16 protein-coding genes are annotated in these 19,609 nt (G+C 40.6%); 4 read left to right on the forward strand and 12 right to left on the reverse strand.

Annotated features, from left to right (window positions below):
• The first annotated feature begins 18 nt into the window (after positions 1-18).
• Entirely contained in the window at positions 19-1,758 is a 1,740-nt protein-coding gene (locus H6H03_RS28095) for an ABC transporter permease (RefSeq protein WP_190958347.1), read from the forward strand.
• Positions 1,759-2,038: 280 nt separating this feature from the next.
• On the opposite strand, the gene H6H03_RS28100 is transcribed toward H6H03_RS28095, so the two are convergent.
• The 10 genes from H6H03_RS28100 to H6H03_RS28145 form a co-directional block, all read right to left on the reverse strand.
• The gene (locus H6H03_RS28100; protein ID WP_190958348.1) at positions 2,039-5,125 is read right to left on the reverse strand and encodes an ATP-binding protein; all 3,087 of its coding nucleotides are present in this window, start codon (positions 5,123-5,125) and stop codon (positions 2,039-2,041) included.
• The gene (locus H6H03_RS28105; protein ID WP_190958349.1) at positions 5,122-8,757 is read right to left on the reverse strand and encodes a WD40 domain-containing protein; all 3,636 of its coding nucleotides are present in this window, start codon (positions 8,755-8,757) and stop codon (positions 5,122-5,124) included. The genes H6H03_RS28100 and H6H03_RS28105 overlap by 4 nt, the downstream gene beginning before the upstream one ends.
• 85 nt (positions 8,758-8,842) lie before the next feature.
• Entirely contained in the window at positions 8,843-9,226 is a 384-nt protein-coding gene (locus tag H6H03_RS28110) for a DUF1634 domain-containing protein (RefSeq protein WP_190958350.1), read from the reverse strand.
• A 1-nt stretch (position 9,227) separates the two neighbouring features.
• Positions 9,228-10,064, reverse strand: coding sequence for a sulfite exporter TauE/SafE family protein (locus H6H03_RS28115; protein ID WP_190958351.1), 837 nt, complete (start codon positions 10,062-10,064; stop codon positions 9,228-9,230).
• Between the two features lie 81 nt (positions 10,065-10,145).
• Positions 10,146-10,523, reverse strand: a complete 378-nt coding sequence (locus H6H03_RS28120; RefSeq protein ID WP_190958352.1) for a sulfite exporter TauE/SafE family protein — start codon at positions 10,521-10,523, stop codon at positions 10,146-10,148.
• Positions 10,524-10,540: 17 nt separating this feature from the next.
• On the reverse strand, positions 10,541-11,539 hold the full coding sequence (locus tag H6H03_RS28125; RefSeq protein WP_190958353.1) for an RpoD/SigA family RNA polymerase sigma factor: 999 nt from the start codon (positions 11,537-11,539) through the stop codon (positions 10,541-10,543).
• A 176-nt stretch (positions 11,540-11,715) separates the two neighbouring features.
• A complete protein-coding gene (gene lepB, locus H6H03_RS28130; protein ID WP_190958354.1) occupies positions 11,716-12,309 on the reverse strand; it encodes a signal peptidase I in 594 nt (197 codons plus the stop codon).
• Positions 12,310-12,327: 18 nt separating this feature from the next.
• Positions 12,328-12,828, reverse strand: a complete 501-nt coding sequence (locus H6H03_RS28135; protein WP_190958355.1) for a DUF3172 domain-containing protein — start codon at positions 12,826-12,828, stop codon at positions 12,328-12,330.
• Positions 12,829-12,888: 60 nt separating this feature from the next.
• Positions 12,889-13,653 carry a DUF5673 domain-containing protein gene (locus H6H03_RS28140; RefSeq protein WP_190958356.1) on the reverse strand — a complete coding sequence of 255 codons (765 nt, stop codon included), beginning with the start codon at positions 13,651-13,653 and terminating at the stop codon, positions 12,889-12,891.
• 180 nt (positions 13,654-13,833) lie between these two features.
• Positions 13,834-15,093 carry an HhoA/HhoB/HtrA family serine endopeptidase gene (locus H6H03_RS28145; RefSeq protein ID WP_190958357.1) on the reverse strand — a complete coding sequence of 420 codons (1,260 nt, stop codon included), beginning with the start codon at positions 15,091-15,093 and terminating at the stop codon, positions 13,834-13,836.
• A gap of 520 nt (positions 15,094-15,613) precedes the next feature.
• On the opposite strand from H6H03_RS28145, the gene H6H03_RS28150 reads away from it, so the two are divergent.
• Positions 15,614-16,687, forward strand: a complete 1,074-nt coding sequence (locus H6H03_RS28150) for a hybrid sensor histidine kinase/response regulator (protein WP_190958358.1) — start codon at positions 15,614-15,616, stop codon at positions 16,685-16,687.
• A 360-nt stretch (positions 16,688-17,047) separates the two neighbouring features.
• Positions 17,048-17,527, forward strand: a complete 480-nt coding sequence (locus H6H03_RS28155) for a hypothetical protein (RefSeq protein ID WP_190958359.1) — start codon at positions 17,048-17,050, stop codon at positions 17,525-17,527.
• Positions 17,528-17,553: 26 nt separating this feature from the next.
• On the opposite strand, the gene H6H03_RS28160 is transcribed toward H6H03_RS28155, so the two are convergent.
• Positions 17,554-17,724, reverse strand: coding sequence for a hypothetical protein (locus H6H03_RS28160; protein ID WP_190958360.1), 171 nt, complete (start codon positions 17,722-17,724; stop codon positions 17,554-17,556).
• Positions 17,725-17,729: 5 nt separating this feature from the next.
• On the opposite strand from H6H03_RS28160, the gene H6H03_RS28165 reads away from it, so the two are divergent.
• Positions 17,730-18,194, forward strand: a complete 465-nt coding sequence (locus tag H6H03_RS28165; RefSeq protein WP_190958361.1) for a hypothetical protein — start codon at positions 17,730-17,732, stop codon at positions 18,192-18,194.
• Between the two features lie 259 nt (positions 18,195-18,453).
• Here H6H03_RS28165 and H6H03_RS28170 read toward each other — a convergent pair whose 3' ends face one another.
• Positions 18,454-19,464 carry an FUSC family protein gene (locus tag H6H03_RS28170; protein WP_242065750.1) on the reverse strand — a complete coding sequence of 337 codons (1,011 nt, stop codon included), beginning with the start codon at positions 19,462-19,464 and terminating at the stop codon, positions 18,454-18,456.
• Positions 19,465-19,609: the final 145 nt, after the last annotated feature.

Raw genomic sequence — 19,609 nt, forward strand, 5'->3', positions numbered from 1 at the left:
TCCCCACTCACCAATTTTATGACTCGACCCCTCACTCCTGCTAACAAAACTCTCGAAAGGAACAATTGGACTTGGCAAGATGGATTGTTAATTTTATCAATCGTTTCTTTGATTGTGCTAATTATCAGAACTGGTTCGCAATTTACTGGAAATTTTCAACCTGAACTGACAATTTCTACAAATATCAATGCTTTACCAGGATATACAGCCCAAACCTTGATTCGCATGGGGCTGGCTTACTTTTTATCGCTAATTTTTACATTACTCTATGCCTATACTGCTTATCACTCCCGAATTGCAGAACGGATTTTAATTCCGATGTTAGATATTTTGCAATCGATTCCAGTACTATCTTTTTTACCAGGTGTAGTATTGGCTCTGATTGCTTTGTTTCCGGGTGAAAGAATTGGTGTAGAACTAGCAGCTATTTTACTAATTTTTACTGGAATGACTTGGAACATGACTTTTAGTTTTTACCAATCTCTCCAAAGTATTCCGCGAGAATTATTAGAAGCAGCGCAAGTTTATCGGCTCAATCTTTGGCAACGTTTTTGGACATTAGAGTTACCATCTGGTGCGATTGGTTTAGTTTGGAATAGTGTAATGTCGGTAGCTGGAGGCTGGTTTTTTCTAATTGCGATCGAGTCATTTACTTTAGGAAATCAAGATTTTCGCTTACCAGGGTTAGGCTCTTTTTTAGGTACAGCAGCCAACAAGGGAGATTTTATCGCTATATTTTGGGGCTTGGCGGTGCTAATTGGCGTGATTGTCGTAACTGATTTTTTTGTGTGGCGACCTTTGATTGCTTGGGCAGAAAAATTTAAGTTGGAGATGGTAGAGACAGAAAATGTACCTCAATCTTCAGTATTAAATATTATTAGGCGATCGCCTACTTTACGCGCAATTAGCGAAAAGGTTATTCAGCCATTACAATCAGCGATAGACAACGGTTTAATTCGCTCATTCCCCGTGCGTTCTGTACCTGTCAACGCCAAAGGTAGTCTGAATTTAGGGAATTTGTTCAATTGGGTATTTGTTAGTGGCTTCACCTTAATTGTCCTGTGGGGTACTTGGGAAGCTGTGCTACTTTTACGGACTTTGGGTTGGGATGATTGGCTACAGGTAATCAAAGGTGCTGCTTTGACGGCGTTACGGGTAGTTATTGCTTTAATATTATCCCTGTTGTGGACTGTACCTGTGGGAGTGGCTATTGGCCGCAATCGGCGGTTGGCTCAAATATTGCAACCATTGGTACAAATCGCTGCTTCTGTGCCGGCTACAGCTTTATTTCCGGTGCTGCTATTGGGTTTAACTCGTATTGCTGGCGGCTTGCAAATTGGTGCGATCGCTCTAATGATGTTAGGAACAATGTGGTATATCTTATTCAATGTTATTGCTGGGGCGCAATCGATTCCTTCAGACCTCATTGAAGCTGCTTGGGTATATAAACTTTCCCTTTTACAACGTTGGCAAACCTTAATTTTACCCGCCATCTTTCCTTACTTAATTACCGGAATTATTACCGCCGTTGGTGGTGCTTGGAATGCCAGTATTGTCAGCGAATACGTCACATTTCAAGGGCGAGTAATTAGCACTTCTGGGTTGGGTGCAACAATTTCTAATGCCACAGCTACAGGCAATTTCTCTCTGTTATTAGCTTCAACTGTGGTAATGTCTTTATTAGTTGTGTTAACTAATCGTTTGGTTTGGCGACCCCTCTACAATCTAGCTCAAGAGAGATATCAATTATTGATATAAGTAGGGACACACAGCTAATAAAAATTCAAAATTCACGCATTAATAAACTTTAGCAGAATCTAGGTTTTGGGTTTTGAATCTGTTGCTTGATTTTAGAGAATTGGTATAATATCAAGTCTGCTTAATTACTTATAAATCCAGAAACACCCCACCCGCCTTACGGCACCCTCCCCTTGGCAAGGGGAGGGTTGGGGAGGGGTAACGCGAGGACTCTAATTATAACTAATCATCCGAACTTGATATAATAGGCATTCAGCAGTATTTCCTATTCCCTGTTCCCTTACTTCAGAACATATTTTTCAATTTCTGCAACTAACTCTTTTAAACTTACAGGCTTGGCCATATAACTATCTACACCCACAGCCATGATTTGTTCTTTATCCGATCGCATGGCAAAGGAAGTTAGAGCAATAATTGGTATATGGGCAATATCTAGGTCTGCGCGAATTTGGCGGGTTGCTTCTAAACCATCCATTTCTGGCATTTGCACATCCATAAGAATTAACTTTGGGTGCTGGGTTTTGGCAATTTCTATTGCTTCTTGTCCATTGTTTGCCAACACAATCTCATAGCCATAAGCTTCTAAATATTGGGTAATAGTTAATACATTAGCTTCGTTATCTTCTGCTAGGAGAATCAATGGTCTAGAAGAGATATTTCTACTCTCTACAATTTCTCTACTCTGAATCTCAGTTTCTTCTACAACTTCGCTAGTTTGTTTTTCAGGTTCCTTCCACGGTAGCGAAACTGTAAATCGGCTACCTTTATTTACTTCACTTTCAACAGCTATACTACCGCCATGTAGCTCGGCAATTCGTTTAACTAAAGACAGCCCTAAACCAGTGCCAGCATAACGACGAGTATAGGAATTTTCTACTTGGACAAAGGGTTGAAATAAATTTGACAAGTTTTCTTGTGTAATTCCAATACCAGTATCTATTACACTAAATTGAATTGTATTAACTTTATTGGTAATTGGATCTATTTGGGTTGCCACTTCTAATCTCACTTCGCCACCGTCGGGTGTAAATTTCACAGCATTACTCAACAAATTAATCAATAATTGTCGTATTCGTCGCTCATCTACTTGAATTTTTCCTATATTGTCGGCTATTTGGGAGTTGAGGCGGATATTTTTCTTGAATGCTTGCTGTTTTACAAAAGTGAGACTAGATTCGCACAATCCTTTGACAGAGGTAGGAGACAGTTCTAGTTCCATCTTGCCTGATTCAATTTTGGCAAGGTCGAGAATATCGTTAATTAATGCTAGTAGGTGCTTACCACTATTTTCTAGGGTAGTTAAAGACTTGTGTTGTTCTTCCGTTACCGGGCCGCACACTTCATCTTGCAGGGCTTCGGTAATTCCTAAAATCGAGTTGAGGGGAGTCCGCAATTCGTGACTCATATTCGCTAGGAAAGTGCTTTTAGCGAGGTTGGCAACTTCCGCGGCTTCTTTGGCTTGGCGTAAAGCCACTTCTGCGCGTTGGCGTTCGCATACTTCCAGTGTCAACGCCACAAAGTCGGTAATGGAACCAGCAAAATTTTGTTCGCTTAGTTTCCACTGGCAGGTGATACCAACCTGTTCGTGAAATACCATTCCCACTACTTCACCACCAACCCAGATTGGTGCATCCATTAAAGAAACAATGTTATTTGGTGCTAATTGTTCGTGCCAAAATTCTTGTACTCGTGAGTCGTTACGAGTGTCGCTAACAGTAATTGTCCGGGCGCTGGCTACTGCTGCAAAATATACAGGATATTCAGCTCGGCTGCGTTCTAATCCTGCGGAATGTCTATTGTGGCTGCGTTCGTAGAGGTCTACACATTGGAGTTTGCTGCGATCGCTACTATAAAGCCAAATGCTGACTCGTTCTACTTCTAAGGCTTGGGCAGCTTTCTCTGTAATAAAATGAAATGCTGTCTCTAAATCTCCTGTGGAAATTGCTCGATGTTTGGCGAGTTGGGCTAATGCTTGACTGTGCTGGCGTAGTTGCTGCTCGTTTTGGGTACGTTCGCGAATTTCTTGCTGTAATTCTTGGGTTCGCTGTTCTACGCGCAGTTCTAATTCTTCAAAGGAGGCTCGTAACTGTTGGGACATCTGATTAAAAGACTGACCCAAAACTTCCAGTTCGGCAATGCCTTCTACAACGACTACTGATTCTGCATCGTTCCTAAAACTACCATCCGCAGCGGTTTCTGCCAAGGCTTTGGCGGCTCTACTGAGGCGCAGAACGGGTTGAGCAATCCAGCGAGTTGTGAGAATCCCTAATATCGTAGCTAATAGGAAGGCTGCCAAGCAGAGGAAAATAGTGATTTGCGTGTGGCGGTTGATTTGCTCCATGAAGTCAGATTCTGGGATGACTACTGCAATCAACCAATCGATATTTGTTTCATCATTAAATGGCTGGATTTCTAAAAATTGCCGTTTACCAGCGACAGAAAATTCTAATTCTTGTAAACTACTGATTTGATTTAAATTATTGAATTTTTTGGCTAAATATTTCGATGTGGCTTGAGTTAAGGAATTAATACTTTCGGATGCGGTTAATCTTACAGTTCTACCATTTTTGATCGCAAATGGTTGTTCGCCTGTGGAAGATGCTACCAGTAATCCAGAGCGCTCGATAATAAAAATTTGTCCTGTTTTACCTACTTTGAGATTGCTTAAATGTTTGCCAATATCTGATAAATGCGACAGTGTAGTATTAACTCCCAACAGCTGACCTTGGGAATTGTAAATAGGTATAGAGGCGCTAATACGTAGAGCTTTTTCTGTTAGTGGTGCGTAGATTTGACTAAAACTGAATTGCCGTTGCTTAACTGCTGTTTGATAAAAAGGACGCGATCGCGGGTCGAAATTTTTGACTATTTCTGATAGTTGAGTGCGTTTATCTTTATTATCAATTTTGTAACTATAAAGGTTGTAATTGCTTAATCTACCTGACTTTTTCACCAAAAATTCATCATTATTCAGTTTTTCTACCGATAGGTATTCTCGTTGTTGGTTACTAATAGCAATGTCAACAGCAGTCGGAAAGATTTCCAATTGGTGCATTAAATATGGTTCCCAAGCAGAGATATCCTGCATATTTAACAGTCCAAATTGCAAGGCATTTTTGTTGCCATTTAGTATCTGATGGGGAGTAGATAAAAATGTCTGTAAGTCTTGTCTAACTTGGTTGGCAATCTGCCGACGTAACTCGCTGGCTACTTCATTGACTGCGGTCTGCCCGTTACGGAAAGACAAGTATCCTGTTAATCCCACTGCTAAGGAGATTTGTAGTAAAAATGGTACGACGAGAACGCGACCGAGTGGAACATTCTTCACTAAGCTGGAAAGCCAACTTTGCCCAGGATTTTGATTCATTTGCTATCTGCTCCCAGTGCTTTGAGTGTTGTGCGTTGCGCCTCTGTTAAGCCAGTTGCCCCGGTAATATTCATCCCTTCGTAGGGTCTATTGGCTCTGAATATTCGCAGATTCTCGCCAGTATGAATACTCCATAATCGGATAGTTTCGTCTGCACTGCTACTAGCCAAAGTTTCCCCATCGGGGCTAAAAACTACAGATAATACTTGAGCGTTATGTCCGCGCCATGTCTTCAGGCATTGAACGCTACTCATAGCCCAAAGTTTCAGGGTGCAGTCGGCGCTACCACTAGCAAGGGTGCGCCCATCGTGGCTGAAGCTGATGGTTAAGACTTGATTGGTATGTTCTTGCAGGGTTCTCAAATTTTTACCTGTCTCTACATCCCAAAGTTTGAGGGTGCGATCGCCGCTACCACTGGCAAGGGTGCGCCCATCTGGACTAAAAGTTACAGATAATACTGCGTTGGTATGTCCATGTAAAATTTGCAGACATTCACCAGTCCTCAAGTTCCAAATTCCGATCGTTTGGTCGGCGCTGGCTGTGGCGAGAATTTCCCCATCAGGACTGAAAGCCACGGACAAGACTGCATTGGTATGTTCTGAGAAAATATCAAGGCATTCTCCTGTTTGTGCATCCCAAATTCTTGCAGTCCGATCTGCGCTACCACTGGCAAGTATTTGTCCGTTAGGACTAAAAGTTACTGAATAAACTGTTTCCTGGTGTTCGGTCAAGGTTTTGAGGCATTCTCCGTTTTCTATGTTCCATAATTTGATACTTCGGTCGGTGCTACTACTAGCTAAGATCGGCGTTGTTAAGGGGGGCATGGGATGTAGTGCGATCGCCAGAATATGATTTGTATGCCCTGCCAATACTTTGATACACTGCCCTGTCTTAGTATCCCACAGTCGAATTAATCGGTCTTGGCTACCGCTAGCAAGGATTTGACCAGTGTTATCAAAACCGATCGCTGATATTTGGTTAGTATATCCCTGTAGCGTTCTGATACATTGTCCTGTAGTAGTATCCCATAGTCTAATTACTTGGTCATCTCCACCACTAGCTAGGATTGCACTATCAGCATTAAATACTACAGTCCGTACCCAATTTTCATGACCTGACAAGACACGCAGACGTTTTCCAGTGGCAAGATCCCACAGGCTGATGGTTTGGTCGGCACTGCCACTAGCAATAATTAATCCATCGGAACTAAAACTGACTGATAAAATCGAATTGCTATGCCCTGCTAAAGTGCTAATACACTGCCCCGTTTCTACATCCCAAAGTTTAACTGTATTGTCGTCGCTACCACTGGCTAAAATTTTCTTGTCGCTCCAAGTAAGACACTGGATATCTGCACGATGACCGTAGAAACTATGAAGACATTTACCTGTCTGTGTATTCCACAATCTGATGGGTTCATCGCCGCCTGCTGTGGCCAAGAGTTCGCCGTCTAGACTCAATGCAGCCACCTGAATCTGATTGCTTTGGTCTTGTAGCGCGATTAGAGATTTTCCTGTGTTGAGATCCCACAGACTGAGAGTTTGATTTCTGCCTCGACTGATAAGAATGCTACCTGTGGAATTACAAGCGATCGCCAACACTTGGCTAGTATATCGTTGTATATTTCTGACAGTTTGCCCGGTATTTAGATCCCAAAACTGAATGCTTTGGTCTGCACTATGACTAATCAAAGTTTGACCGTCAAGGCTGAAACACAGAGATTGTACTGCAAGGGCGTTACCCTTCAAACTCAAATGCAACTGACCATCTGCAACACGCCACAGATGCACCTCGCCATTATCATCTCCCGTTGCCAAAAATTCTCCGTCTGGACTAAAGGCCGCTGATAAAACGCTGCCAAAAATTTGTCTAAAAACGCATTTAGAGAAATGAGCATTGGTAAAGTTAACGCGGTGTAAATTGATTCCTCTGAGGTCGGCTTGCCAAATCAGCGCATGAGAAAAGTCATAATCCCTGAAGTCAATTTCTAAATGATGGAGCAGATTAAGAATATTTCCCGCTAAATAACCCGATTCTAAGGATGCTTGCTCGCGTTGTCTAGCCAAAATTTGCATTAATTGTTGGGCGATCGCTTTTTTGCTACCCAATTGACGCAGCAGTTCTGCAATAACAGGCTTGACAATTAAACGTATTTGTGAATCTTGAATATAATCTTTCGCCGTTGCTTTCAGAAGCGCATGGGTTATGGGTAGATATGCAGATTTGTGCGCCTCTGCAACAATTTCCGCAGACATCTGTTCTATAAACTGCTCTGTTACATACTCCATAATTACGGGTTGTTGCGTAAACCCGATAATGCTCTGTTCCATCAAAGAACGCCGGAGTATCGATTCCACCGCTTCTAGGAGTTGGTGTTTGAGTAACTGGGGGTAAATATCATCTGCCAATTCATACAGCGAAACACCTTCGCGGTTAATTGCTAACCAATACATCACGCTTTTTTCAGTTTCAGTCAGGCGTTCAAACTGCTGATTGAGCAATGCGCGGATGCTATTGAAACTTGAGATACCTGTTGCGAGAAATGCTGCAACATCGCCGGTAAATAAATCCTTAATTGCGGTGGCGACAATCTTCAAAGCCAGGGGATTACCACTGTATAAATCAATTAATTGCTGGCTTTCCTGCTGGGATACAGATAAACCCTTAATTGTGAGAATTTCCTGAGCTTCTGCATTTAGCCCCGTTAATTGTAGCGATCGCACAGGTAAAGTTTCTCCAGCCAAAGCAGCAATTTCATCTGGCTTTTCCCGGCTGGTAATTAGCAAACAACTTTGGTGTGCAACTTCGCCTACACGCCGCAGTAGTTCGCCATATCCTTCGTACTCTGGCTGAAAACTGCCCGCATAGCTGCCATCCTGCATCAAAGTTTCCCAATTATCCAACACCAACAAACAGCGATGCTGGCGCAGATATTCTATCAATTTGGAGATTTTACCTGCCGTTGTACTTGGTAATTCTATGGTCTGCTGTGAAGATAAAACTTTCAGTACATCATCTAGCAACTCCGGTAACAAAGGCGCATTGCGTAGACTTCGCCATATTAAAAACTCAAACTGGTCTTGAATTTGCTCTGCCAGTTTAGTTACCAAAGTTGTCTTACCAATTCCACCATTACCTAAAAGTGCAACCAATCGACAGCGATCGCTCAACACCCATTGCTGTAAATTCGATATTTCCGCCAATCGCCCACAAAACAAAGTAACATCAACCGCCTCACCCCAATCTTTAATCGCTGCTGAGGAAGTAATTTTTTCCTCTGCTCCCCTGCTCCCCTGCTCCCCTGCTCCCCCTGCTCCCCCTGCTTCAAGAACTCCCTCTGCTCCTCCTAACTCCAGAACTCTCCTTGCACCCGTGTAGTCTTCAAGTTCTAGTTGTAAATTTACTGCTTTAAATACAAGCGCGATCGAATCTTTGTCAACGCCTTGACACCGTAAAATTTTCCGAATTGTAGCTGGATGCAAACCTTGGCCTTCAACTAATTGAGAACGCCGCACCAATTCCTGAACAGCATAGCGTTCAATTTCTAGCTGAAGCATCCGATTTTGCAGTTTTGCCTGTCCTTTGGGACTAAGAACTACCCCTCGAACTCGCTGTCCTGTAGGCAAATCCATTGCTCTTACTCAGGCGGGTCAAATGCAATATACCACTTCTTTGCAAAAGCAGATAGGGGTGTACAAATCTACATTTCTATATTTATTAATTTCCAGTAAGACCGATCGCCAAACCTAGAAGGACAATTATGGTAATCATAGTATACAAACTATCTCGCTGTCGCATAAAAGCTAATAGGGAAAATGCAACTCTAGCAACAGGCGTAATTATTAATAAAAGTAATCCTAGTTGAATGATGCCAAGGCGACGGCCGGAAAAGGCTGCTGTGGCAACTCCTTCAGGACTACTAAAATATGGGGGTTCACCATGAAATATTTGATAATTAGGAGTCTCATAACCATGACGAACTAAGTACAAAACTCCGCCCAAAAAAACTACACAAGTAGCGAGGAATACCCCATATCTTAAAAGATTGCCAACTAATCTTTCAAATTGTCTTTCGCTCAAATTCCTTTTATTAGATAACATTTTAAATCCTCCCTGTGAATCCGTTAAAAATCATTTGTATGCCTAAGAGCGAAATGACTAAACTGAAAATAGTTCTTAAAACTCCTACTTTGGTTCTAACTAATATCTTTGCTCCTAATAATGCTCCTAATACTACGCCCAACATTACAGGCATTGCTAAACCAGGATCGATGTAACCTCTTTTTAAGTAAACTCCTGCACTAGCGGCTGCTGTCACCCCAATCATAAAATTACTGGTGGTGGTAGAAACCTTAAAAGGAATCTGCATAAATCGATCCATTGCTAATACTTTGAGTGCGCCAGAACCAATTCCCAATAAACCAGAAAGCATACCAGCAACAAACATCAAACTAAAACCCGCTTTTACAGCATGGACGTTATAAGCCTGTTCTCCTTCGGGTGTTGGGTAAGTGCTATTTAAGCGCAAACGAGTTGCTAAAGCATCGGGAGGTTTGTTGTCTTGATGTTCCGAGTGGGATAGATGTGAGAGGTAGGCGCTGTAAAGTAAAATCAAGCCGAACGCCACAGCTATGATTTTAGTAGGAGTGTAAGCGGCAACGATCGCACCAGCGATCGCGCCAAATGTAGTAGCCACTTCTAAGAACATCCCCAAGCGAAGATTTGTATAACCTTCTTTGACATAAGCTGAAGCCGCACCTGAAGATGTTGCAATTACAGATACCAAAGATGCACCAATGGCATAACGAATATCAACATGAAACACCAAAGTTAATAGAGGGACTAACACCACTCCACCACCTAAACCTGTCAACGCTCCTAAAAATCCCGCAGTTGCAGAACCCAGCCAAACTAATAAGGTAAATTCTAGAATATTCAAGCAATACCACCTTCGTTTTTCAGGATAAACTACACTGTTTGACGAAATTTTTTAGGGGCGCAAAAATATGCGCCCTTATGATTACAACGATTCAGGATGAGATAGGAATAAAATCCTCGCTGCACTAATCAGCAACAAAAATGCAAAAACTTTGTTGAAAATCTCATTTGGTAAACTCAGACCAATTTTGGCCCCAAACCATCCGCCAAAAATAAACCCTAAGCACAATATTGCGGCTACTTTAATATCTACATCACCCTGCTTATAGTATGTCCATGCTGCTAATAAATCTACTGGCAGTGCTAATAATGCTAGGGTAGTTCCTTGTGCTAAATGTTGAGAAAATCCTAAGAAAAGCATCAAAGCTGGCAGAATGACAAGACCGCCACCGATACCTATCATTCCACTAATTATACCTGCTACTAATCCTAAGATGAGGCAAAGTAAAACTGTATTCATAACTACCTCTTTGAGTATTAACTAGCAAGATAAATACTAATTTCCTCCTTATTTTGCCGGAGGACTTTTAGGGCTTGTTGCTCTATTTGTCTGATTCGTTCTCGGCTAACACCCATGCGCTGACCAATTTGTGATAAAGAAAGTTCGTGACCATCTTCTAAACCAAAACGGAGAGTTAATACTTCTCGCTGTTGGGGAGACAATTTTGCTAATAATTTTTGCAGGTCTTGTTGGAGAGATTCTTCAACAATATAACTTTCTGGAGACAGTCCCGTATCTTCTAGAATGTCTTGTAATTCTGAATCTTGATGTAAACCAATTCGCGTTTCTAGAGACATAGTTTTACGGCTAAGCTGCAAACAATCTCTAACTTCTTTAGGTGTTAAGGATAAGGCTGTGGCGATTTCATCAGTTGTAGGAACTCGCCCTAATTTTTGCGATAATTCTCTCTGGACGCGCTTAATTTTATTCAATCTTTCAAACACATGAATTGGTAAGCGAATAGTGCGACTTTGTTGGGCGATCGCTCGTGTAATTCCTTGGCGTATCCACCAGTAAGCATAAGTAGATAACTTGTAACCCCGTTCTGGGTCAAATTTTTCAATTCCACGTTCTAAAGCTAAATTTCCCTCTTGAATCAAATCCAAAAATTCTAAATTTCGTTGTTGATACTTCTTCGCTATTGAAACCACTAATCGCAAATTAGCCGCAATCATTTTTTGCTTGGCTCGTTGTCCTTGATTTAGTTGTTGCTGCAAATTGAGCATACTTATATTCAGATAATCAGCCCATTCTTGTAATATCGGTTCGCGTTTTAATTGCACAGCTAATTCTTTTTTTGCATTTAATAACTGCATCATCTGTTTTACTTGTTTTGCCAAAATAATTTCTTGCTCGTGAGTTAATAAAGGTACTTTTCCTATTTCTTGTAAATAAGTGTACATATTATCCCTAACAGCTAGAGATTTCTGATTGTTACTGCCAGTTTCATCAGTAAAGAACATTAAGCTAGTCATGGTAATTAAATCCTTGAAAATTAATAAGTGGGTTGTATTTGTTGCGATCCAAATAGTTGTTATGGGTTAATTTTTGGAGGTATATATCTCAAAATAAACCCGTAGCCTAATAACAAGCACATTACAAACAGAAACTCAATTAATACAATGATTGTAAGCATAATATCTGCGGGTTGCTAATTTTTTATAGAAGCTGAAGTGTAAACAGGTGTATTTAATTCTCCTGCGCTACTGAAAGGGAAAAAGCGAAAAACAGCTTTTCCAATAATGTTTTGACGTGGAACAAAACCCCAATAATGGCTATCAAAACTATTATTGCGATTGTCACCTAAAACTAGATAAGAATTTGCTGGCACAATCACTGGCCCCCATCGATAATTCGGTTTGGCTTCGATGTATTTTTCCTTTAAAGGTGAGCCATTAATATCAACTTGTCCATTTTTTACCTCTACCTTTTCTCCTGGTAATCCAATGACGCGCTTAATAAAAGCTTCGTGATAATTGTCTTCTCCCAGGGTTTTAGTAGGATTAAAAACTACTATGTCACCTCTGTGAGGGGAGCTGAAATCATAGCTAATCTTATCTATAATTAAACGGTCATTAGGTTGGATAGTTGGCTCCATTGACCCTGAAGGTACATAACGAGCTTCAGCAACGAAAGTACGAATCCCTAAAGCTAAAATCAAGCTTAAGCCAACAGTTTTTATTCCTTCTATCCAAACATTTGCATAACTAGATGAGCCTGTTTTTTCTTGATGAACTGTAGACATAATTTATCAAGCCATTCATTATTGAAATTTTGTAAGATTTTGCCCTTGAGAAGCGAATAAATTACCAGCAGCATCATTTGGATAAACACAAGAAACTTGTGGAGAATCTTCCAGCTTCCCAGTATAAGCAAATGTATTCAAGCTATTTTTACAATTGCTTGTCTGTTGAGATGTTATGAGATTTCTTTGTTGTAAAATTGCCCAATCGCTAGTACGTAAAACACATCCAGGCTGCATACGCGGTTGTGTCACGTAAACTTTAAAAGGGTTGAGAGTCAGAAAAATACGGGTGTCTGTGACAATCGCACTTGCACCATACTGGACACAAACATTTGCATCAGGCGCGGCACTATCAATATAGACACTACTGGCAATATTCTCTGGATTAGAGTTAGCAACACTAGTTAAACTGACACCAATGAAAATTCCTAACAGTAAGGCGGCGCTAAGAAGAGCTATTATCATTGTATTGAGGCGAAAAGGTTGGGTTTTATGGGGTGATCGCGTATTCTGTTGCATAACTTAAACCTGTAATAACTGCTCAAAAATCATTTTTGGCGATGAAATATAAAACTTATTTCAATTCAGATGTGATAAGTCTGTAGGCAAGATGAGATGTTGGCTACCGTGATTGTTGAGATATTGAGCTAGTATTTGCTCGACAGCATACTTCTGAGCTAAAGGAATTGTTACTCGCCAATATGTTTTAACAAGAGGGAAATGTGCCTGAAAGCTAACTATCAAGATATTATTCTTCGTTTTTTCCCATCTGTAAGATTTTATGTCTTCCCATTTTACTAATGAAAACATATAACAAATACCGTTTTCTCGTAATTCAAACTCACTGAAATAACGCGAAATCAAGATAATGACAGAAGACCAGAGCAGGATGATCTCAGCTACATAACTATTATTCAGATTGTTAGAGATTGAATTGCTGTTAAATGCTTCCCGAATAAATAAAGCAGAGTACAAAATTGCAAAGATTATACTCAGCAAAATCAACCAAGCTAGGCGTTTATTCTTGAACGCTGTCCTAACATTTAGCAGATAATAACCTGCTTGTTGTTTACGCCAATACCAAGTAGATATATATATCAGATAGCCCAAGAAACACACTGCGTAAATTCCCAGCAATATTAACCAGCTATACCTTGTTAATTGCGGAATGAATAATATAGCAGAAACTAACAAAATCCAGATAAGAGCGTATAGTATTTCTCTGGTGGCGTCTTGTTTCCCGACCAGACGACGAGTCAGTTGATATCTAATTGCTAGGAAAACAACTAACACAATTGTTGACACAGCTAGCGAAGCAATATGAGTGAATCCAAAAGTATTCATAGCTTTGTTCTCCACCTGAATAGGCGAAAATATGAGTTATATCGTGTCTAGTAAAAGACTTATCATTAAGACCGCAGGGGGGCAGAGGGGCAGGGAAGCAGGGGAGAAGGTTCTGCATTTTCTGCACAGTTCTATCGAATCACAAGTAATAAGCCGGACATGATATTAAAGAAGATTGTTTTATTTGTTATTTGCAGGTAACACCTTCGGTTGCAAATTCAAATTGAGGGTTTGTCCATTTCGCAGAACTTGTACTTGGAGGTTACCGCCATCTGGGGTGTTTTCTACAGCTTGTTGCAGTTGTTCGGTGTTATCAATTGGTTGGTTATTGACTTTGACAATCACATCACCTGCACGGATTCCACCTTTATTAGCTGGTGATTTTCGAGCAACTTTAACTACTAACACGCCTTGAGATTGCTCGACACTAATAGGAGAATTGGGATCGTCGTTAATCTGTTGTTTGACTTCTGGTGTAAGCGCAATCATCTGAATACCGAGATAAGGATGATTAACTTTGCCTGTGGCGATTAATTGGGCGGCGATTTTTTTGGCAGTGTTAATCGGAACTGCAAAACCCAAACCTTCCGTATTCTCAATAATTGCTGTGTTAATACCAATTACTTGGCCAGAAGCATTCAGTAACGGGCCGCCAGAGTTACCAGGGTTGATTGGTGCATCAGTTTGGATATAGTCAACACGTTCGTTAGGCATTCCTACCTGAGAACTAGAACGACCGATCGCACTAATAATGCCGTGAGTAACTGTATTATTTAAACCAAGGGGATTACCAATGGCGATCGCCCACGCTCCCGGTTGTAACTCATTAGAATTGCCCAATTTTACTGTCGGCAAATTATCAGCTTTGATTCTTACCACAGCAACATCTGTCACTGGGTCGATACCCATAACTTTACCTTTAAAAGTACGTCCATCCTTGAGGGTGACACTCACCGTATCAGCACCGTTGACTACATGAGCATTGGTGAGAATTTCACCATGAGGATCGATAATGAAACCAGAACCAATACCCCGTTCAATCTCTTGAGATGGCACTTGTGGCAATTTATAGCCAAAAAATTGCTGAATTAGAGGATCGTCTAAAATACCAGCAGCTGGATTTTTGATAGTGCGTGTAGAATCAATTCGGACTACCGCAGAGCCGACTTCACGAACTACATTAGTGATAAAGTTAGGATTTCGATCTATCGCTAAGTTTGCAGATGGTTGAGTGGCTGTTGCGTCTAAGAAAGGTTGCAGTGCTGGAGGTAAAGGTTGTGAATGCGGTAACAAACGCAGACTTATGAATGTAACTCCTGCGCCTGCTAAGATTAGCCCTAAATAAGATAAAGGTTTTTTCCATTGATGATGCTGTGGTTGCTCAACTTGCGGCACTGGTGAATTGGTACTGTCTTCAAAATCGTGGTTTACTGTCTTCATAACCCAAAACTCCTAATAAATAAGGCAGGAGGCAGCAGGCAGGAGGCACAAGGAAAGAGATTTGACTTGTTTGTTTTGCCCTTCCCGCAGGTGCGCCTTCGTTGCAGACTCATGTAAATCAATGTTTTTCGTTTTGCTTAATTACAAGTTTCGGGTTTTGGCAAACGGTTTTGGGTGAAGATGGATAACTTAGGGAGAATTTAAGGTTATCAGTAGTTATGCAAAATAAATTAGTTAAGAAAGGGAACAGAAACAGCTAACAGTTAAGGAATACAGCGATTTGAGTCGTATTGAAAAAGCATAAATATTTTTGCGTAATTATTTATGTACGCTCTTCAATAATTAAAGGTTTCCTGGTATTCGCTTTACCTAGCCCTTGTGCCATGTACAAATATTACAGTGGTCATTTTTATTTAGCGATGACTGCGATGGGCTACGCCTGGGCGAAGTTTCTTCCTGCATTATTCACGATCGCATTCTTTCATACAAGTTCAGTTTATTAAAGTACTTAATAAATTCTATGGAACGCAAACATTCTGTATGGGTGGTGGACGACGAACCGAATGGCTTTGAAGTGATTGAGTTGTTACTACGGCGGGAAGGATATCATCTCACCTACTTCAGCAGTGGTAAAGATGTCCTCAATGAGTTGGCATCTAGCTTACCTGATGTGATTCTGTTAGATGTGATGATGCCAGAAATCGATGGGATTGAAACTTGTCGCCGCATCAAGGCCAATTCTAACTACAAACCAATTCCCATCATTATTGTGACAGCTTTAGACTCCAAAGAAGACTTAGCGCGATCGCTTGCAGCTGGCGCTGATGATTTCCTCACCAAGCCGATAAATGGAGTGGAGTTACGAGCGCGTGTCCGTTCTATGTTACGAATCAAACAACAATACGACGCACTGCAAGCCAGCGTAAATCTGCGGCGAGATTTATCTAAACTTGTGGTGGAAGATATACGTCAACCAATGTCTACTGTATTACTAGGCAGTCATTTATTACTACAAAGTAATCTGGATGCAAAAGACAAAGAACGCGCCGAAATGGTACACGCAGCCGGACTAGAAATTGATAGCATCATTAACGGTTTACTGCGGTTAGCCAAAATGGAATCTGGCAAACTAATATTAAATCCAGTGGAAGTAGACCTTAATGAACTCGTAGAAGTAGTAGTTGAAAATTTTCAGGCAATTACAAACTCTAAACAAATCCAACTGATTGCTAAATTACCCCAGCAAGGGCGCTGGTTGACTATTGATGCTGAGTTATTTCATCGTTTGTTTGATAATCTCATTTCTAATGCAATTCAATCATCACCTACACATGGCATAATTACACTAGAAATTAATTATCCAGAAGAATCTGTGAGGAAAGCAATTATTCGTGTCACAGATGAAGGTGTAGGCATTAGTAAAAATTTACAGCAATCTATTTTTACTCAATATGAATCTGGCAGCTTAATTAGCGGTACTTCTCAAATTGGTTTAAACTTGGCATTTTGTAAAATGGTAGCTGAAGCGCATGGCGGCATCATTACAATAGAGGATAATCAGCCACAAGGTGCAGTTGTGATTGTGGAAATTTAATCCTTATGTTTCAATGGGGCGCACATCTGTGTGTCCCTAATGATATAAATTATTAAGAAAGGCAGAGGGCAGAAGAGATTTATCCCTACTCTGATTGCGCGAACCGTCTGGGCGGCACTTGGGAACAAGGGTTTAAAACCACCACCAAATTTCCAATTTAGTGGCTCTTGTCATGGTTGGTTTTGAATCCCCATCTGTTGCGTCAGCTTCCCGCTTTCTTACGAAACCTTCTGCCTTCTGCCTTCTTCAATCACTAACTTTTCAATAACTTATCTATCTTCACCCCGAATTAACTTTTCAAAACTGACACTAGAAATGAAAGTCAATTCGTCGAGCTATTTAATAGCCTCTCTCAAAATTATGGTCACCAATAAAATCACTGCAATTGGTCTTTTAACGGGATTACTAACAATTTCTTTAGGTCACGGCATTGCTTTAGCTGATATTCCCGGAAATCATCCTTACTACCTCCATGCACGTAGCGATTTACGCAAATCTGAATCGCTGCTGGAAACTTCTGATGAATTTAACGTTACTCAAGAAACAAAAACTGCCGACCGATATCTTCATAATGCTATTCAAGATGTTGAAGTAGCAAGTAATTTGGACGGCAAGAATATAAACAATTATCCACCAATAGATACTTCACTCCAGCATCGGGATAAGTTCCAAGCGATTTATCAATTGTTAAATAGCGCTAATCAGGATATATCTAGAGAAGAAGATAATAATTTTGTTCTGAGTTGGCGGAACAAGGCTGAATTTGATATTAATCAAGCCAAACATTTTACAGCCATCGCTGCTGCTAGAGATGCAGTTGATGATTTAAGCGGTTATTAAGTTTTAAAAGGAAACAGGGAAATTTTTTAATTAATAATCGGATTTGTATCAGGATTTATTGACGCACAGTGTAAGTAATCTTGTTGCAAATATTTGATTTCTCTATCAATCAATTGAGGTGCTTGTATCTTTTTTCTCCCTGTTCCCTCTTTTTGCCCCCAAAGGGCTGCATTCACTTTCACAATATCATCATCCAATAATTATGATTCACCATATTTCTATTGCAGCGAAAAATCCACTTCGTGTTGCCAATGCTTTAGCAGAACTTTGGTATGGTACTGTCTATTCATTCAGCCCGATTTCAGGCGGGTATATTGTGAGGGATTTCGATGAGCATGGTACAGCCATTGAAATCTATCCATTGGGGACTAAATTGGCTCCTACGACGGGAAATCGAGATGTTGTCCAAAATTCAATTTCTTCTAAATTCTCCCCTTTCCATGCGGCAATTTCTGTTCCTGTAGAGCAAGAGCGGATTGAGGAAATTGCTAGGCAAGAAGGATGGTTTGCACAACTGTGCGATCGCGGCCCTTTCAAAGTTATTGAATTTTGGGTTGAGAATCAATTACTCCTGGAATTATTACCACCTAAGCTTACTGCTCAATATCTAGAATTTACTCAGCCACAAAACACCAATAAATTTTTTGGTACTCCAGTTACAGCCTAATTAGTAAATTAAAAACTAAGTGTTATCTCTAAAAAAAAGGGATAACACTTTTTCTCTTTATAAGTAGCCAATCATAAAGTGCTAATAACATTAACGAAGGCAGGGGGCAGAGGCAGGAGACGGTTTTTGTAACGAGGATTTATACCCCATTCCAAAAACTTTTCGCCTTAAAAGGCTGTCTTCGTAGCGGAACTAAGTCCGGTTTTAGACCCAATTGTTTCGATAAGTTTTCAAACTTGTTCCCTATTACCTGCATCAATTAGGAATTACTATAATTGAGCATAGCTGTCATTCTTTGTAACTTTCTACCTACTTCTTCTATTGTGTAAAAAAAGGTGAAAAAGCGCAGTAATTCATCCATTGAATAATTTGCTTGCTGAATTTTTTGCAGTTGGTTTAGTTGTTGCGTTGCATTAGCAAGCGCAATTTCTATCTCTGGCAAAGATAGATGAGAGTGGGGGGATTTAACAGCTGTTGCCAAACTTAGCATCGCGTTTTGAGTTTCCTGTGCTAATTGAGTAATTTGGGGCGAGAGAATCTGCCAGAAATTATCTTGTTTCCTCGCAAGTACAGTATGTTCCATAGTTAATATGTGTTCCCAAATTCTGCGAATCAAGAATTCCCAAGCTTCATTTACCCGTGTGTCTATTGGTTCATTGGTTTGTCCTTGTCTGACTTCCTGCCACAACTCTCGTTCTGCCAATAGTGAATTAATAATACTTAGTTTCAATACATCTACACTAGGGCGATCGTAATTGCCTGTCAGAGCGCAGTCTACAACTAATCTGTAAAATTCCTCTAAATGCACCAGCGTTTGAGAGACATAACGCCTCAATTCTGTGCCAGCACGAGCCGGAAAAATCAAATTGTTCACCACTAATGCTACAGCAATACCCAGGAAAGTTTCTAAATATCTATGCCAAGCATAAATCCAAGGAGATTGGCTGTGGCTTAAAATTACAATCGCTGCAATATACCCTGCTAGTTTCGCTGCTTCATTGAATTTAAAGTAGGAAGCGAAAAATACTGTGAGGAAAACACACACGGCTAATGATAATGAATTACTACCTAAAGCGATCGCAAAAATCGCTCCTGCCACAGCACCGATAGTTGTGCCAATTAATCGCTGAATACCAAGCTTCAGCGTACTACCGTGGGTAGATGACATGACAATAATTGCTGCTATGACTGCATAAAATGGATATTCCCAACGCAACCCTTGAGCAATAATCAAAGAGATAGCAGATGCGATCGCCATTTTGAATGCCATTTTACTTAGTAGTATCGTTGACATTCCTTTGGGCGTAGCAGCCCAAGTTATTAATTTGGAAATAATTCGGTTTTTGACTGGGCTAGCTTCAGACGGGATTCTATTATATGACTTTGCCATGAATATCGTAGTTAAACTAGCTTAT

Source organism: Nostoc paludosum FACHB-159, from assembly GCF_014698835.1.
In the GTDB taxonomy this organism is placed as follows: Bacteria; Cyanobacteriota; Cyanobacteriia; order Cyanobacteriales; family Nostocaceae; genus Nostoc; species Nostoc paludosum.

What these genes read in the sequence shown, in the direction of transcription:
- H6H03_RS28095 (WP_190958347.1), top strand. Translation starts at nt 19, where the DNA reads ATGACTCGACCCCTCACTCCTGCTAACAAAACTCTCGAAAGGAACAAT.
- H6H03_RS28100 (WP_190958348.1), bottom strand. Translation starts at nt 5,125, where the DNA reads ATGAATCAAAATCCTGGGCAAAGTTGGCTTTCCAGCTTAGTGAAGAAT.
- H6H03_RS28105 (WP_190958349.1), bottom strand. Translation starts at nt 8,757, where the DNA reads ATGGATTTGCCTACAGGACAGCGAGTTCGAGGGGTAGTTCTTAGTCCC.
- H6H03_RS28110 (WP_190958350.1), bottom strand. Translation starts at nt 9,226, where the DNA reads ATGTTATCTAATAAAAGGAATTTGAGCGAAAGACAATTTGAAAGATTA.
- H6H03_RS28120 (WP_190958352.1), bottom strand. Translation starts at nt 10,523, where the DNA reads ATGAATACAGTTTTACTTTGCCTCATCTTAGGATTAGTAGCAGGTATA.
- H6H03_RS28125 (WP_190958353.1), bottom strand. Translation starts at nt 11,539, where the DNA reads ATGACTAGCTTAATGTTCTTTACTGATGAAACTGGCAGTAACAATCAG.
- lepB (WP_190958354.1), bottom strand. Translation starts at nt 12,309, where the DNA reads ATGTCTACAGTTCATCAAGAAAAAACAGGCTCATCTAGTTATGCAAAT.
- H6H03_RS28135 (WP_190958355.1), bottom strand. Translation starts at nt 12,828, where the DNA reads ATGCAACAGAATACGCGATCACCCCATAAAACCCAACCTTTTCGCCTC.
- H6H03_RS28140 (WP_190958356.1), bottom strand. Translation starts at nt 13,653, where the DNA reads ATGAATACTTTTGGATTCACTCATATTGCTTCGCTAGCTGTGTCAACA.
- H6H03_RS28145 (WP_190958357.1), bottom strand. Translation starts at nt 15,093, where the DNA reads ATGAAGACAGTAAACCACGATTTTGAAGACAGTACCAATTCACCAGTG.
- H6H03_RS28150 (WP_190958358.1), top strand. Translation starts at nt 15,614, where the DNA reads ATGGAACGCAAACATTCTGTATGGGTGGTGGACGACGAACCGAATGGC.
- H6H03_RS28155 (WP_190958359.1), top strand. Translation starts at nt 17,048, where the DNA reads ATGGTCACCAATAAAATCACTGCAATTGGTCTTTTAACGGGATTACTA.
- H6H03_RS28165 (WP_190958361.1), top strand. Translation starts at nt 17,730, where the DNA reads ATGATTCACCATATTTCTATTGCAGCGAAAAATCCACTTCGTGTTGCC.
- H6H03_RS28170 (WP_242065750.1), bottom strand. Translation starts at nt 19,464, where the DNA reads ATGGCATTCAAAATGGCGATCGCATCTGCTATCTCTTTGATTATTGCT.